Source organism: Bacillus sp. THAF10 (assembly GCF_009363695.1).
Classification (GTDB): Bacteria; Bacillota; Bacilli; order Bacillales; family Bacillaceae_I; genus Sutcliffiella_A.
The window spans coordinates 3,250,074-3,266,087 of the sequence record NZ_CP045403.1 but is presented as its reverse complement, the minus strand read 5'-3'; the positions used below and the strand labels follow the sequence as shown (position 1 = coordinate 3,266,087).

Genomic DNA, 16,014 nt, shown 5'->3' with positions numbered 1-16,014 from the left:
AAACGAAAGCGCTTTAGTTCATTTATCCATTTTTTCGAAAGCGCTTTAGTGAATTTTAACATTAGGAAAACCAGGGGGGTATTTTTGTGAAAAAGAAGCTTTTAATTCTTATCACTGCTGTTTTGACAATTAGTCTTTTGTCTGCGTGCAGTGACAAATCTTCTTCTAAGAAGGCAGATTTGACAGTATGGTCTTTTACAGATGAACTACAGGAACCAATCAATGTGTTTAAAGAAGAAAATGGAGTAACTGTTGACCTTACCATTATTCCAATTGAAGATTATCCAACACGTTTACGTCCAGTTTTAGAAAGTGGCCAAGGTGCTCCGGATGTATTTACAGGAGAACTTGCTTTCATTAAGGATTGGGTAGAGCAAGATTATTGGGAAGACCTTTCACAAGAACCATATAATGTCCAAGATTGGGAAGAGGATTATATTCCTTATGTATTCGACTTAGGGAAAGATTCGGAAGGGAAAATTAAAGCTGTATCTTGGCAAACAACTCCTGGTGGAATCTTTTATAGAAGAAGCATTGCAAAAGAAGTGCTAGGGACAGATGATCCTACTGAAATCGGTAAAAGAATGAGTACGATGGATGGTTTATTTGAAGTCGGAGAAGAGTTAAAATCTGCTGGCTACCGTTTATTCCCTGATGAGGGAGCTGTACGTTGGTTTGCTCAAGGTCAAGATCCGCAGCCTTGGGTGAACGAAAATAATGAGCTTGTACTTACAGAAGGAAGAATCAACTACTTCGATTATGCAAAAGAACTGAGAGATAAAGACTTAACCGCATTTGCACCAGAATGGTCTCCTGCATGGTTTGCTGCGATGGATGAGCCTATTAACTACAATGCAGGTTGGGAAGAAGTAAAAGAAGACAGTTCGGATCAAACAGAAGTATTTGCATACGCTCTACCAACTTGGGGGCTTCATAGCGTGTTGAAAACGAATACAGAAGATACAGTTGGAGACTGGGCTGTAACAAATGGTCCAAACCCATATTTCTGGGGCGGAACTTGGTTAGGAATTTATAAAGGTTCAGAAAACAAGGATCTTGCATGGAAATTCGTTCAAATGATGACACATGATGAAGAATTCTTAACAGATTGGGCAACGGAAACAGGAGATGTGCTTTCTTACCTTCCTGTTACAGAAAAAATTAAAGGTGATTTCTCAGAGCCATTCTTAGGAGGACAAAACAACTACACGTTCTTCCTAGAAGAAGCGCAAAACATCAACCCAGGTACAGTAACAAGATATGACCAACAGATTGACGGATTCTTTGGATCCATGGTTGGAGAGTATGTGGAAGGGACGAAAACGAAAGAAGAAGCAATCGAAGAATTCTATCGTTTAGTCAAAAATGCATATCCAGATATAAAAACACCTGAATAATGCAACAAAGGATGTGGTGGGAGCTAAAACTTGGCTCCCACCCATCATTTAAAGAAAGAAGGCGATTGATTTGAAGAAAAAAGATCATTATGGCTATCTGTTCATCCTACCATTTTTCATCGTCTTTGGAATATTTAGCATTTATCCAATAATACTAACCTTCTATTATAGTTTCACGAATTACTCAGGTATGGGAGTGCCTGAAGTTATTGGATTAGCTAACTATACAAGACTACTTACTGACAGCTACTTTTTACAGGCATTTTTTAATACATGGTATATATGGGGAGTCAATTTCTTCTTCCAAATGCTAATAGCACTGGGGCTTGCCATCTTGTTCTCCGATATTCGCCTAAAAATGAAAGGGCTTGGTTTCTTCCGAGCAGTACTTTATCTTCCCAACTTAATTACCATTGCATCCGTAGCTTTGTTGTTTGGTATTTTACTAGGATGGCATCATGGTACGTTGAATCATCTATTAATGGATTTAGGATTGATTTCACAGCCAATTAACTGGCTTAACGATCCTACTACAGCAAAATGGTCCGTTGCTCTTATTGGAGCGTGGATGTGGTTTGGTCATACATTTATCGTCTTAATGGCCGGTATCTCAGGTATCTCAAAGGATTACTATGAAGCGGCGCTTATTGATGGAGCAAACCGATGGAAAACATTATTCCATATTACTCTGCCTTTATTAAAGCCAATCATGTTATACATTATGATTACTTCTTTGATAGGCGGATTGCAGATATTCGAACTTCCTATGCTCTTGACTGATGGCATGGGTGCACCGCAAGGGTCATTAAATACGATGGTGTTATATATGTATAATCAGGCTTTTAAATTTAACAACTATGGATACGCCGCAGCGGTCGCATACGGATTATTCTTAATTACGTTGATTTTCTCGTTTGCAACATTTAAAGCTATGTACCGCAAAAGCATGGATTAGGAGTGAGTTAGTGTGAATAAAAGGATTTTTGTCAAAAGCATCCTATACGGGCTTTTAATATTGCTTGCGATTATTAGCTTTATCCCATTTTATATGATGATTATCAATGCAACGAGGTCCAATTCGGAAATTCTTCGTGAAGGATTTACCATGCTTCCCGGGACTTCGATTATGGAAAACTATGAAAGATTAATAAGCTTCGTCAACATTTGGCAAGGCTTTGGTAATAGTGCATTTATCGCAATTTGTGTAACGTTATTAAGCTCATACTTTTCGGCCCTTACTGCGTATGGATTTGCAATCTATAACTTTAAAGGTAAGAATTTTCTATTTGTGTCCGTTTTAATATTAATGATGGTACCAGGTCAGTTAGGATTAATTGGTTTTTATGACCTGAATAAAACATTAGGGACATTGGATAGCTATATTCCATTAATCATTCCGGCTATTGCGAGTCCATTCGTTGTTTTCTTCCTACGACAATTTCTTGTCTCCACCTTGCATCCGACTCTTTTAGAAGCGGCGAGAATGGATGGAGCAAGTGAAATAAGAATTTTTCATCAAATAGGATTACCTATTATGATGCCGGCAGTTGCTACGATGGGAATCTTCACCTTTATTGGATCATGGAACAACTATATCGTTCCATTGGTAGTACTGTTCAGTCCTGAAAAATACACACTACCTGTCATGATGGGATTCTTACGAGGATCAAAAGTAGCAGAAAATCTAGGTTCTATGTATTTAGGAATCGCGATATCCGTTGTTCCAATCATGATTATCTTCTTGTTCCTATCTAAATACATCATTAGCAGTATTTCAGCAGGTTCCGTAAAAGAATAGGTTACAACACTTTACAACTAGATAAATAGAAGAGGTGAACGGCATGTTAAAATTTTCAAAGGATTTCATATTTGGAACAGCAACATCCTCCTACCAAATTGAAGGAGCACACGATGAAGGAGGTCGTACTCCCTCCATCTGGGATGCATTCTCTAGAACACCAGGGAAGGTTTGGAACGGGGATACTGGAGATATTGCTTGTGATCATTACCACCGTTACGAAGAAGACATTAACATCATTAAAAGCTTGGGAGTAGATTCCTATCGTCTATCGATTGCTTGGCCGAGAATTTTCCCTGAGCAAGGCGTCTATAACCAAGAAGGTATGGACTTTTATAAAAAGTTGATTCGTGGCTTGCTGGATGCAGACATTAAGCCAATGGTGACCTTATATCATTGGGATTTGCCAATGTGGGCACATGAGCAAGGCGGTTGGATAAATCGCGAGTCTGTTTCATGGTTCTTAGAGTTTGCCGAGAAGTGTTATGAAGAGTTAGATGACTTAGTCTATTCTTGGATTACACACAATGAACCATGGTGTGCAAGCTTTTTAAGCTACCACTTAGGACATCATGCTCCTGGACATACAAACCTTGAAGAAGGAGTAAAGGCAGCCCATCATATTCTACTGTCACATGGTGAAGCAGTTAAGCTGTTAAAAGGTAAATTTGGTTCTTCCACACCGATTGGAATTACCCTTAACCTTGCACCGTCCTATGCTCCTACTAATTCAATCAATGACCAGATTGCCCGTAACAACTCTGATGGTTATGCAAATCGTTGGTTCTTGGATCCAATTTTTAAAGGGACTTACCCGATGGATATGATTAATTTGTTCTCTAAATTGATTCATAACTTCGATTTCATTCAAGAAGGAGATTTGGAATCCATCTCCACAGAATGTGATTTCTTTGGAATCAATTATTATGCTAGATCATTGGTTGAGTTCGATGCAAGTTCTCCTATGCTCAATAAAGGTGCATACTCTGATTACCCGAAAACGGGAATGGGGTGGGATATTTCCCCACAGGAGTTCAAGGAATTAATTAGAGGTCTTCGAGAGAACTATACCGATTTACCAATCTATATTACGGAAAATGGTGCTGCATACGATGATGTGGTAGTAGACGGCTGTGTGCATGATAACGAGCGTAAAGATTATGTTGAAAAGCATATTACGGCTGTCGCTGAGCTAAATGAAGAAGGAATGAATATCGCAGGGTATTTCTTGTGGTCTTTATTTGATAACTTTGAATGGGCATTTGGCTACGACAAGCGCTTTGGTATCGTGTATGTGGATTTTGAAACGCAAGAAAGAATGTTGAAAGATAGTGCGAAGAGATATCAAGAGATTATTAGTTCAAGAAGCATATAACCACTCAGGTATTGAGTGGTTTTTTTTGAAATTGGCATGAACCTGGTGTGTTTGGGCATCAACTCAGTGCATGAAGGCACGAACTTATTAAAAGGAGGTCATTTTATGAAAAATGTGACGGTTTATCAAACAAAAAAAGAGGCAGGAAGACCATGGAATCAGGTAAGCGATATTGATTGGAATTACAAAGGTAACAGTATCACCTCTATAAAGCTATTTCCGAATCAACAATATCAACAATGGCTTGGATTTGGTGGAGCCTTTACGGAAGCAGCTGCTTATAACTGGTCACAGCTATCAGAAACCAATAAAAGCGCCATCATTCATGCTTATTTTAATAAAGAAACAGGACTCGGATATAACCTTGGTCGTACCGCTATTCACAGCAGTGACTTTGCTCTTGGAAACTATACATATGTGGAAGAAGGAGATGTGAATCTGGAAACCTTCAACATTGAACGCGAACAAAAGTATGTTCTGCCATTCATACAAGCTGCAGAGTCAGAAGCACAAGAAACGATAACTATTTTGGCATCTCCATGGAGTCCTCCGGCTTGGATGAAAACAAATAACGAGATGAATAATGGCGGTAAATTACTGGATGAATACCGTGAAGCATGGGCCAATTATTATGTGAAATATGTAAAGGCAATGGAAGCAAAAGGTGTTGCGATTTGGGGAATATCGGTGCAAAACGAACCAGAAGCAACACAGGTGTGGGACTCCTGCATTTATACAGCAGAGGAAGAACGAGATTTTGTTAAAAACTATTTAGGACCAATTATGGAAAAGAACGGTCTTGGCGATAAAAAAATCATCATTTGGGATCACAACCGTGATGTGATTGTGGAGCGGGCGACAACAGTATTATCCGACCCTGAGGCGGCTAAATATGTTTGGGGGACAGGCAACCATTGGTATGTGTCAGAGGAGTTTGCAAATCTCTCTAAGGTACATGAGGCTTTTCCAGACAAGCATTTATTGTTCACAGAAGGCTGTATTGAAGGAGGGGTTAAGCTTGGAGCTTGGCATACAGGAGAACGCTATGCAAGAAACATCATTGGCGATATGAACAACTGGTTAGAAGGATTCATAGATTGGAATCTTGTACTAGACATGCAAGGTGGACCAAATCATGTTGGCAATTACTGTGATGCGCCAATCATCGTAGACACCGAACAAGACGATGTCCATTTCAACAGTTCGTACTATTATATCGGACACTTTAGTAAGTTCATCAAGCCGGGAGCGAAGAGGATTGCTCACGAAACGGAGCTTGAAGAAGTATCACTTGTCGCATTTAGAAATGAGGATGAAAGCATTGCGGTCGTTCTTTTAAATGAAACAGAAATGGCAAAAGAAACTTCATTAGAGCTTGAGGGGAATGTCATGAATCTAGCTATTCCTGGTAGGTGCATTACGACAGTTGTGTTTACCTGATTACTTTAGGGGGGTGATGATGAGGAGTGAAGGAAAGTAATTAAAATGGGTGAAGGAGGAAGAAATGTGTTAAAAAAAGGATTCACGGTCATGTTGGCAACATGCTTGTTAACAACGGGGTACTCTCCGGCATATTCCAATGATGCTGTAGAGAAAAGCGAGGGCAATCAACCAATGGCAGATGGAGAAAAGGATTGGCAGTTAGTATGGGAAGACCATTTTGAAGGATCAGAATTGGATCAATCCAAATGGTCCCATGATACTGGAAATGGTTTTGTGCAACCAGATGGCAATTATGTACCGGGATGGGGAAATGAAGAGCTTCAGTATTACCAAGAAGAGAACGTGAAAGTGGAGGGTGGAAACCTTATCCTAACTGGAAAAAATGAAACTGCTTCAGATCAGTATGGAACCTATGATTACACTTCAGGAAAAGTTCATACAAAAGGGAAATTCAACCAAAAGTACGGAAAATTTGAAGCGAAAATAAAACTGCCAGCCGGACAAGGATATTGGCCAGCTTTTTGGATGATGCCAGAGGAGGACAAGTATGGTGGCTGGGCTGCATCTGGTGAGATTGATATCATGGAGGCAGCTGGGGAAGACGTGAACAAGGTAGGCGGCGCCATTCATTATGGAAGCCAATGGCCTAATAATACGTATACTGCAAAGGACTATCATTTTGGTGAAGGCTCAGACATCACACAGTTTAATGTTTACTCTGTAGAGTGGGAGCCGGGTGAAATCAGATGGTATGTAAATGGAGAACTGTTTCAAACGTTGAATAACTGGACAAGTTTTAATACAGAAAATGCTACGAAATATGCTTACCCCGCACCTTTTGATCAGGAGTTTTATCTCATCCTTAACCTAGCAATTGGAGGCTGGTATGGTGGAGGTCCAGATGATTCCACTGAATTCCCTGGTCAAATGGAAGTGGACTATGTAAAAGTGTATCAATTGGACGAAGAGCAATATCGTGAGCCTGTGGAGCCGGTTTTTGAAAAAGAGGAGTTACCCGAAGGATCCAAGGCCCCTATAAATGGTAATTACATTTATGATACTGCTTTTGAAAATGGTTTTGTGGAAATAAAGGATGGTACAGAAACATTCAGTGAAGATGAATGGAATTTCGTTCATTTAAATCAGTTCGGAGGAAATGGAAGTGCTTCAGTAGAAGATGGATTTGCAAAGGTGGATATTGGCCAAGCGGGTTCACAACCGCATTCCATTCAACTCATCCAACATGTACCATCTGGAATAGGTCGAACATACAAAATTAGCTTTGATGCAAAAGCTGCTTCTAACAGAAACATGAATCTCAAAGTAAGCGGCGGAGAAGCACGGGGTTGGTCGCTCTATTCCCCTAACTTTGAAGTAGCACTAACACCTGAACGACAAAGCTATGAATATACGTATCAAATGCAAGCGGAATCAGATGCGAAGGCTCGATTGGAATTTAATATGGGGTTAAATGCAAGTACTGTTTGGATTGGAAATGTGAAGGTGGAAGAAATAGATGCCATCGATCCATACAACGAAGACGCAGCGAAGCCACCGCTACGTAATGGCAACCATATTTATAATGGTACCTTTGACCAGGGTCGAATGGATCGGATGACATATTGGAATTTTATCCTAAATGGAGCGGATGCACAAGCATACGTTGCGGAAGATACAAGAGCACTAACCGCGGAAGTAAAAGAAAACGGAGCACCTGAATCTGTAAAACTTGTCCAAAAAGGTATCTCCATTAAAAGCAACCATGAGTATACACTTTCCTTTGATGGAAGTGCAATCGAAGACAGGGACATACAGGTTGCAGTTGTAAGTAAAGATGCTAGTATAAACTACTCAGGCTGGAAGACAATTCCTCTTTCTGAAACGGGAGAAAACAAAACATTTACTTATCAAACAGAAGCTGTAGAGGATTCAGAGGCCCAACTTGTATTTTTATTAGGTGGAAATGCAGGTTTAATAACATTGGATAATGTATCTATGTTTTCGAAGGTATTAGATGCCGATGTCTTGACGTTTGAAGATATATTCCCATTACAAAATGGAAAATTTAATTTCGGTCTTGAGCACTGGAATAACCATGTTCAAGGGTTGTATGATGGTCCGTCTGCTGCTTCATTTGAAACTAGCGAGGATAGAGCTGTCGCAACCATTAAGAATGTTGGGTGGAACCCTTGGGATGTCATCTTCATGCAGGAAGGCCTGAAGATGAAGGGTGGAACCACATACCTTGTTTCCTTTGATGCTTTTTCTAGTCTAGATAGAAATATCGAAGTAGTATTAGAGGACAGTTCGTATAATCGCTCATTGTCAGAGTTGATTTCTCTCACAACTGAGCCAATGACACACACCTTTGAGGTAACATTAGATAATGATAAACAACTGGGTCTTAAATATCTGCTCGGAAACGTTGCAGGTAACGACATAACAAATGAAGAACACAAGGTGTTCATTGATAATGTAAAAGTGGAGATATCGGGAGAAAGGGACAAGCTATTTCCTCTTAAAAATGGCGATTTTTCTTCAAAACTGGAAAACTGGAACCTTCATGTACAAGGAGATTATGATGGTACATCCAAAGGGAAAGTGAAAGCAAAAGGAAATCATGTTACGGTGAGTGTGAAGGATTCGGGGGTAAATCCTTGGGACATCATGTTTTTCCAAGAAAACCTAAAGCTTGCTGGTGGAAGAACGTATGAGCTGGAGTTTAAAGCAAGGTCCAATCATCGAAGAAATATAGAGGTGGTTCTAGACAATGGACTACCATACTATCACAGATACTTTGAAGATGTGGTGAGAATTGGTCCAAAACCTGAAATCTATCAGTTTGAATGGCTGCAGTCAGAAGGAAGCTTGCTAGGATTAAAGTTTCTGCTAGGAAATATGGAAGGAGTTCCATCTAAGAAACAAAAAATTGACTTTAAACATGTGAAACTAGAAGCAAAAGGTGCAAGGGATTTTCTGAACGCGCTGGAAGGAACAGATGAATAGAAAACACTCGGTACTAGGAGAGGCAGCATTTTAGCTGCCTCTCTTCTTATATTTTATCTATCCCCATCTTAATGTAATGGTAAGGTGGCAGCATTCTTGGCCGCTAACCTCTGATGACATGTGAAGGCTAAGTCCATCAGGCGTATAATCTACCTTCACCCCGGCATGGATACCAGTGGATTTTATAAGCTGTTCCACTTTTTCTTTTTGCCCCTGTTGCGCAGCTGTCATTACTTCTGCTGCAAAGCCTTTGGATTCTGATAATCTATGAAGAATGATGCTTGCCTCTTTCATCAGCTGTTCCATCGAAGTGGCCGATTCTGAGAAAGTGGTAGGATCCACTTGAGGATAGGTACGAGCATACCAGTATGCATGGTACATTCTATAGTGGTAAGGATTGATGTAGTAATAATACATAATTGCCCTCCGTTCTAGCTATTACATAATGTATGCATGGTAAGGAGGGGGGGAAAGTTGTCATTTAGAAAGTTGCTTTAATACGAGCTTCTCCCAGAGCTTCCAAGGGAGGAGATGCTTTAAGAATAAAGTAAGCTTTACTCCTTTTCCAATTGTGTAACGTAAAGCAGGTGTGTTTTTTGAGCGTGCAATGTTGAGAACAAGTTTTCCTACCTCTTCTGGGTTCCCATAATTTTTGCTGTCTTTTTGAATTCTTAGGTTTAGTTGTTGAAATGTTTGATAGTATGGTGACTGCTGCTGGCCTGCCCTTGGTGACATATGCGTCCCACTTGACCATATATTCGTTTGAAAGGAACCTGGTTCTACTAAGACAACATCAATGCCAAACGGCTTTAATTCTAGCCTTAAGCTTTCACTATAGCCCTCTAGAGCATGCTTTGATGCTACGTAAGGGGATAATCCAGGGAAGCCTACTAACCCACTGATAGAACTTATATTAATGATTCTTCCCTGTTGTTGCCTTCTCATTATGGGCAGAACGATATTTGTTATTCTGGTAACCCCAAATAGATTGGTTTCAAATTGTAGCAGGTATTCACCATCTGTTAATTCCTCTGCAAACCCTGCTACTGCAAATCCGGCATTATTAATCAAAACATCAACTGAATCGAGTGACTGGACAAACTTTTCGAACTGTTGAACAGAAGTCCTATCCGTTACATCTAACATCTGAATAGAAAGGTGTTGGCTTTCTTCTGTTGTTATTCCGCTCAATACTAGGTTTTTCTTAGCCGTATCCCTTATGGTAGCAATGACATGATAGCCCGCTTGAAGGAACATTTTTGTGAATACTTTTCCGAAACCTCCTGAAGCACCAGTAATAATAACGGTTTTCTTTTTCATAGGCTTAAACTCCATTTCTCTCATCATTATGTTCTATTAGTATAACGTATAAGTAAGCTATCACTCACATAAACTATAAAAAAGAATATGGGAGGTGGCTGATATTCTTCCTCGTAAAATACTTGTCCAAGGGACAGCAAAAAAAGAAGTCCAACCAGACATTGCATATCTTCAAATAGGGGTAGTTACCTCAAACGCGAATGCACAGATTGCTCAAGAAGAAAACAGAAAAATTTCTAATAAAATGATACAAGCACTGTTGCGATATGGTATCTCTCAAGACGATATCGAAACGTCCTCCTACTCATCATTTCCACGTTACGAAACTACTTCTTCAGGAAGCTCTGTGCTTTCGGCATACGAAGTGCGTCATATGTTTCGAATAACGGTTAAAGATATTACAAAAACAGGAGAAGTGATTGATATTGCTTTTGAAAATGGAGCAAATGTTTCAGAAGGTGTGTCCTTTGAGGTTTCCAATTACGCCGAGGTGTATAGAGGGGTTCTTCAACAAGCCGTTATTGATGGGTACTTAAAGGCTCAAGCCATCGCCGCAACATTACGAGTTGGTTTAGTTCCCATTCCGATCAAAGTCGAAGAAGTGCAACAGCCTTCCTTCCCAGGTCCAAGATATGCAGCTTTTGCTGTTCAAGAAAAAGCCGCTACCCCAATTGAGCCTCAGTTAATCACCATTACCGCCACTGTGAATTTAGAATATGTTTATTAAAATGTTCTAAATAATCAATGACCGCGCTGTTCGTCTACTGACGAGTAGACTGGTCTATTTTTTTACCCAAAGGAGGAAAATGTATGGAATGGTCTGCCTTATGGCCAATATTTGTATTATTCTCTGTGTATTTCATGTTTTCCATAGTATTATTAAAGAAGAAAAGAAAATAGGAGGAATTTGGAGTGGAGCTTAAAGATACACTAATAGACCTTTTAGGAATTGAATTAATTGAATTATCTGAAGAAAGAGCAGTAGCTACGATGCCAGTAGATAAGCGCACACACCAGCCTTTTGGTTTGCTTCATGGGGGAGCGTCCGTGGTTTTAGCAGAAACGATTGCAAGTATTGGTACCTTTCACCTCATTGATCAAGAAAACGAAATTTGTGTAGGGTTAGAAATCAACGCCAATCATTTAAAGGCGAAAAAAGACGGAACTGTAACGGCCATAGGGACACCTCTTCACAGAGGAAAAACAACCATGGTATGGGAAATTAAAATTGTAGATGAAAAGGAAGCCTTAATTTGTATTTCAAGATGCACAATGGCAATACTGCAGAAAAAGAAATAGGATGGTAACAAAGAGGGAATAGCCAGGCAGCTATTCCCTCTTTGTTTATGTTAGGTTACCTTTAAACCCTGTCTTTCCATGTGCTTAACCCCTTCTCGACGGCTTAGGGGTGCTAAATCTGTTTTTTGAATAAAGTCCATGACAACTTTAGGAGATGTTTTAGAATATTCCCTCAAGGCCCATCCGATAGCTTTTTGGACAAAAAACTCTTTGGAATTCTTGGTAGATGAAATATAGAAAAACAACTTTTCCTCATCTGTCATTTTCTTATATTTTAACTGATACAAAATGGCGGAGCGTTGTAACCAGAAGTTTGGACTGTTAATCCAGTTATCGGGAAAGCTCCCCACTGCTTTCTTATCTTTTAACAGGATGGTTCCTACGTGATGTGGGGCCAAATGGTCGATCGTGTCCCACCAGGAATTGGAGGTTATTAATTTTTCTAAAAAGGGAAGATGTTGTATCGTTAATGATTTCTTGTGAACATCTATCATGGAAAGTGCTGCATAGTGAAATTCTCTTTCAGGCTGAGCGTACAAAAAATAGGCCAGAGCCTCTAACCATTCAAGCTCTGGTTTTCCATTAATACGGAAAAATTCTTTCCAAAGTTCCTTTCGCTCAGGTGATTTTATCCCCAAAAAAGGAAAGTGATTTCGCATGTAGTTTTCCATAGGCTGTCTGTTTTCTTCTTGAGCATTTGCTCTTAATGTTTCTATGATTGTTTGTCCATAGCTTTCAGCATTTTTCATCAACAAAGAAAACCCTCCTTATTTCCTATAGTTTACAGGAAAATAAGGAGGGCGAAAACTAGGATTCTACTGTTTTTTTGATTCCTTCTTGGTGAAGAATGCTATATAGTAACATCAAGCCAGAACCTAGGAAAATAAAGCTTGTGATATAGAAAACAGAGGATATCCCGTAAAATCCTGAAATGATCCCACCCATTGCAGGTCCAAGTACATTTCCTAAAAATCGAAAGCTAACATTATATCCGAGTACCTCTCCTTGCATGGATAATGGAGCAACATTCCTGATATAAGCTGTCATACAAGGAATCAGTCCCCCTACGACCATTCCAAACAAAAATCGGAAAAGAACAAGCTGCCATAAAGAAGTTGCTAGTGCTTGCGGGATAAATAGCAGCGAACTCGAAAGCATAAGGATCACAATTACTTTGTCATGGCCAATGTTATCCCCAAGTTTTCCCCAATTTCTTGATGCAAGAAGATTCCCAAAGCCTGTGGCAGAAAAAGCAAAGCCTGCTAGCAAAGCAAGGTTGGCGGCACCGCTTGTTAAATCTGTCACATATAAGGCCAGTAAAGGCTGAATGCTAAAATTGCCAGCTTGAATGAGCGTGGAGAGAACCATTAATTTCAATAATAATGGCTGTCTAAAGATGTAGGAAAGAACTTCTTTTCTTGTGTATTGTTTTTCCTTGTTGTCACTTGCTGTTTTTTTCTTTTCTTTAATGCCAAAGGCCACCAGAATAACAGCTCCATAAATCAAGGCTGCTGTTAGGAAAAATGTGTAGGCAAAACCAAAGGAATCAGCGAGTATTCCACCTACTAATGGTCCTAGTAATCCCCCGGATACTGTTCCAGTTTGTAAGGTTCCTAGTGTTTTTCCTGCTATTTCTTTTGGCGTCTGAGATGCAATTAGTGCCATAGAGGTAGGAATAAAACCTGTGGCAAGCCCCATAATCAATCGTAAAACAAAAAGTTCATGAACGGAACTAACTACACTCATCATTAGGATGCTTGTTGCGATGCCAGTGCCTGTAAGAAGCAGTATCGGTTTATACCCATACTTATCCCCAATTCTTCCCCAAATCGGTGAAACAAAAAACGCAGTGAGAAAGGTAATGCCGAAAATAAAACCTGACCAGCGTTGTACATAGGAATCAGAGTAATTCCCAAAGGTTTCGATGAATAAAGATAAGAAAGGGAGTATCATCGTAGCACTTGCAGCAACGAAAAAATTTGCAATCCACATGATGAACAAGTTTCGTGCTGTTGTTGAAATGATCGTCACCTTCTTTAAGTATTTCGGTTACAAAATATTTCGTCTAACTAAATAATAACGTATCTAGCAAAAAAATCAACAATACTGGCTTATTTTTTCTTAATGTACTATAGTAAAATGGTAAAATTCTGAAAAATTAGAAAGGAGGTTTACGGATTGCCTCTGCATCTTTTCATCGATTTTGAATTTACTATGCCTGAAAACAGACATACACCAAAAAATTTTTTCCCGGAAATCATTGAAGCTGGAATTGTTGTGGTAGAAAAAGATAAAATTCTCGAACAATTTTCCTCTTATATTCGCCCTAAAGCGTTTCCTACGCTTACGAAACGCTGCAAGTCGTTTCTAAATATCAGTCAGAAAAACGTAGAGACGGGTGCAAGCTTTGAAGAGCTCGTACAAATCATTAATGGCTATCATGTTCTGGATAAATGTACGGTTGTGACATGGGGGAACATGGATTTGAGGGTGCTTAAAAACAATTGTGAGTATCATGGAATACCTTATCCTGTGCCCTTTAAGTATATTGACCTTTCCATGGAGTATAAGCGTTTTTTTGGGGATCAAAACCAAACAGGCCTATGGAAAGCTGTTCAGGAATATGGAAAGGAAGGAACAGGAAAACACCACAGGGCATTAGATGATGCGTTGACTACCTATAATCTTTTTCGTTTAGTCGAAAAAGACAAAAGGTATTTAGCCAAGCACGAACCTACCACCATTGGAGATCGTATTGATTTATCCAAAATTCTTAATAAATTTGCCTTATAAAAAGCCAAATCCCCATGTAGGAGATTTGGCTTTAATACTTAGAATCGATAGTCCTTCTTTAAAACCTCAAAATTAGCTAGGCTTTTTTTTGACCACAGATTATCTTCGTTCTGTAATGCTTGCACTGCGTTATGCACAGCTAATTTCAGCGATTCCTTATATTCAGGAATTTCCCCTTCATACAGTCTTACCATATTTTTAGGGATATTTGTTTGTTCGTGATAGCTTAACGCGCGTCTTTCATGGAAAAGTGGCACGTCCACTTCTTTTGGCGCATGAAGGTCTCCTTGCTGTGGATGTTTAGCGACGGCTTTTACCTTCACCAAATAATGCATTGGTTTAATTTCTGTCACTTCACCAATATATTTTCCTGTTTTATAAATTCCTGTTACCTTGGAACCAACCTCTATTTCCTCCATCTATAGTCCCCTTTCTGCTTCTTAAAGATGCTTTTTCTCAGATTATTTAGTAATATCTTCTATATAGAAAAAATTTAGTGGAGAGTGAAGCATGTGAAGAAGCTAATTGTATTAATGATGGCATTATTCTTTATTTTAGCAGGTTGTGGAACAAGTACAAACAATGAAAAGGCAAACAGTTCAAACAACGGGCAAGGAAATAGTGGACAAGCAGAACAACCTGAACAAGAAACTCCTGAGGATGTGGGGGAATTCCAGCAATTCACCAACACAAGTGAAACCATTCGTACAGTCGAAATCGAAACCACAAAAGGAAAAATTGTCGTCAATTTATATCCTGACGCTGCACCAAAAGCGGTGGAAAACTTTATCACTCACGCGGAGAACGGTTATTATGACGGCCTAATATTTCATCGTGTTATTCAGGATTTCATGATTCAAGGCGGAGATCCAAAGGGAGACGGAACGGGTGGCGAGAGCATTTGGGGTGAGCCATTTGAAGATGAATTTGATCGTAACATGCTGCATTTTAAAGGCGCTCTTTCTATGGCAAACTCTGGACCAAACACCAATGGCAGCCAATTCTTTATTGTCCATGCTTCAGAAGTGTCAGAAGACATCTTGGACTCCATGATTGAAGCAAAATACCCAACAGAAGTAATTGATTTATATAAAGAACACGGTGGTACACCACATTTAGATTTTAGACACACTGTTTTTGGCCAGGTTGTGGAAGGCATGGACATTGTGGATGAAATCGCACAAGTAAAAAAAGGATCAGCAGATAAGCCTGTTGAGGACGTAGTTATTGAAAAGATGACTGTGGTAAAATAAGGTCAAGCTTGGTTGAAGGGCCTTGTTTTTGGTATAATGTATAGGTTCATCCCTTCTGAAAGGTCGTGTACAAAACGATGCCTGTACCATTTTTATTTCAATTGTTCTTATACTTTCCAGAGGATAAGACCGAATATATCCCAGCAGGAATTACATTTGTTATTTTTACCATTGCCGCTATTATTGTGTTTCAACTCATTTTGAAAGCGTCAAAAAGAGAGAAACAAAAAGCGGAAGAACTAGAAAAGCAATTACGTAAAGACAAGGTAATTAAAGATTAAATGAATTAGGAAGCTTATCTGCCCTAGGGTGGATAGGCTTTTTTGTTTA

The 16,014-nt window shown here is 39.4% G+C and carries 16 protein-coding genes; 11 read left to right on the top strand and 5 right to left on the bottom strand.

The genetic code is table 11. The features are described 5' to 3' along the window. Window positions 1-86 precede the first annotated feature (86 nt). The 6 genes from FIU87_RS16900 to FIU87_RS16875 all read left to right on the top strand — a co-directional run bounded on the left by FIU87_RS16900 (window position 87) and on the right by FIU87_RS16875 (window position 9,019). On the top strand, window positions 87-1,397 hold the full coding sequence (locus tag FIU87_RS16900) for an ABC transporter substrate-binding protein (RefSeq protein ID WP_152445646.1): 1,311 nt from the start codon (window positions 87-89) through the stop codon (window positions 1,395-1,397). A 70-nt stretch (window positions 1,398-1,467) separates the two neighbouring features. Then, on the top strand, window positions 1,468-2,352 hold the full coding sequence (locus FIU87_RS16895; protein WP_152445645.1) for a carbohydrate ABC transporter permease: 885 nt from the start codon (window positions 1,468-1,470) through the stop codon (window positions 2,350-2,352). A 12-nt stretch (window positions 2,353-2,364) separates the two neighbouring features. Next, window positions 2,365-3,195, top strand: a complete 831-nt coding sequence (locus tag FIU87_RS16890; RefSeq protein WP_152445644.1) for a carbohydrate ABC transporter permease — start codon at window positions 2,365-2,367, stop codon at window positions 3,193-3,195. Window positions 3,196-3,238: 43 nt separating this feature from the next. Further along, window positions 3,239-4,570: a GH1 family beta-glucosidase gene (locus tag FIU87_RS16885; RefSeq protein WP_152445643.1), complete on the top strand. Its 1,332-nt coding sequence runs from the start codon at window positions 3,239-3,241 to the stop codon at window positions 4,568-4,570. Window positions 4,571-4,675: 105 nt separating this feature from the next. Continuing rightward, window positions 4,676-6,010 (top strand): glycoside hydrolase family 30 protein, encoded by a 1,335-nt coding sequence (locus FIU87_RS16880; RefSeq protein ID WP_152445642.1) that lies wholly within the window; start codon window positions 4,676-4,678, stop codon window positions 6,008-6,010. A 66-nt stretch (window positions 6,011-6,076) separates the two neighbouring features. Then, window positions 6,077-9,019 (top strand): carbohydrate binding domain-containing protein, encoded by a 2,943-nt coding sequence (locus tag FIU87_RS16875; protein ID WP_152445641.1) that lies wholly within the window; start codon window positions 6,077-6,079, stop codon window positions 9,017-9,019. A 57-nt stretch (window positions 9,020-9,076) separates the two neighbouring features. Here the strand turns inward: FIU87_RS16875 and FIU87_RS16870 are convergent, their stop codons facing one another. Both FIU87_RS16870 and FIU87_RS16865 read right to left on the bottom strand, forming a co-directional pair. Then, a complete protein-coding gene (locus tag FIU87_RS16870; RefSeq protein WP_152445640.1) occupies window positions 9,077-9,436 on the bottom strand; it encodes a YuzC family spore coat inner layer protein in 360 nt (119 codons plus the stop codon). A gap of 60 nt (window positions 9,437-9,496) precedes the next feature. After that, window positions 9,497-10,339, bottom strand: coding sequence for an SDR family oxidoreductase (locus FIU87_RS16865; RefSeq protein WP_216647576.1), 843 nt, complete (start codon window positions 10,337-10,339; stop codon window positions 9,497-9,499). 94 nt (window positions 10,340-10,433) lie between these two features. Between FIU87_RS16865 and FIU87_RS16860 the strand changes: the two genes are divergently transcribed. After that, window positions 10,434-11,066, top strand: a complete 633-nt coding sequence (locus tag FIU87_RS16860; RefSeq protein ID WP_172971087.1) for an SIMPL domain-containing protein — start codon at window positions 10,434-10,436, stop codon at window positions 11,064-11,066. 185 nt (window positions 11,067-11,251) lie between these two features. Continuing rightward, on the top strand, window positions 11,252-11,638 hold the full coding sequence (locus tag FIU87_RS16855) for a hotdog fold thioesterase (protein ID WP_152445637.1): 387 nt from the start codon (window positions 11,252-11,254) through the stop codon (window positions 11,636-11,638). Window positions 11,639-11,688: 50 nt separating this feature from the next. Here FIU87_RS16855 and FIU87_RS16850 read toward each other — a convergent pair whose 3' ends face one another. Next, window positions 11,689-12,387: a DNA alkylation repair protein gene (locus FIU87_RS16850; protein ID WP_152446631.1), complete on the bottom strand. Its 699-nt coding sequence runs from the start codon at window positions 12,385-12,387 to the stop codon at window positions 11,689-11,691. A gap of 58 nt (window positions 12,388-12,445) precedes the next feature. Then, window positions 12,446-13,630, bottom strand: a complete 1,185-nt coding sequence (locus tag FIU87_RS16845; protein ID WP_152446630.1) for an MFS transporter — start codon at window positions 13,628-13,630, stop codon at window positions 12,446-12,448. Window positions 13,631-13,816: 186 nt separating this feature from the next. Here FIU87_RS16845 and kapD point away from each other — a divergent pair, with 186 nt between their 5' ends. Continuing rightward, window positions 13,817-14,431 (top strand): 3'-5' exonuclease KapD, encoded by a 615-nt coding sequence (gene kapD / locus FIU87_RS16840; protein WP_301538635.1) that lies wholly within the window; start codon window positions 13,817-13,819, stop codon window positions 14,429-14,431. Between the two features lie 38 nt (window positions 14,432-14,469). Here kapD and FIU87_RS16835 read toward each other — a convergent pair whose 3' ends face one another. Further along, entirely contained in the window at window positions 14,470-14,850 is a 381-nt protein-coding gene (locus FIU87_RS16835) for a kinase-associated lipoprotein KapB (RefSeq protein WP_152445636.1), read from the bottom strand. Between the two features lie 93 nt (window positions 14,851-14,943). On the opposite strand from FIU87_RS16835, the gene FIU87_RS16830 reads away from it, so the two are divergent. Both FIU87_RS16830 and FIU87_RS16825 read left to right on the top strand, forming a co-directional pair. Beyond that, complete coding sequence (locus FIU87_RS16830; protein ID WP_152445635.1) at window positions 14,944-15,684, top strand: peptidylprolyl isomerase; 741 nt, start codon at window positions 14,944-14,946, stop codon at window positions 15,682-15,684. A gap of 77 nt (window positions 15,685-15,761) precedes the next feature. Next, complete coding sequence (locus tag FIU87_RS16825; protein WP_152446628.1) at window positions 15,762-15,965, top strand: hypothetical protein; 204 nt, start codon at window positions 15,762-15,764, stop codon at window positions 15,963-15,965. Window positions 15,966-16,014 lie beyond the last annotated feature (49 nt).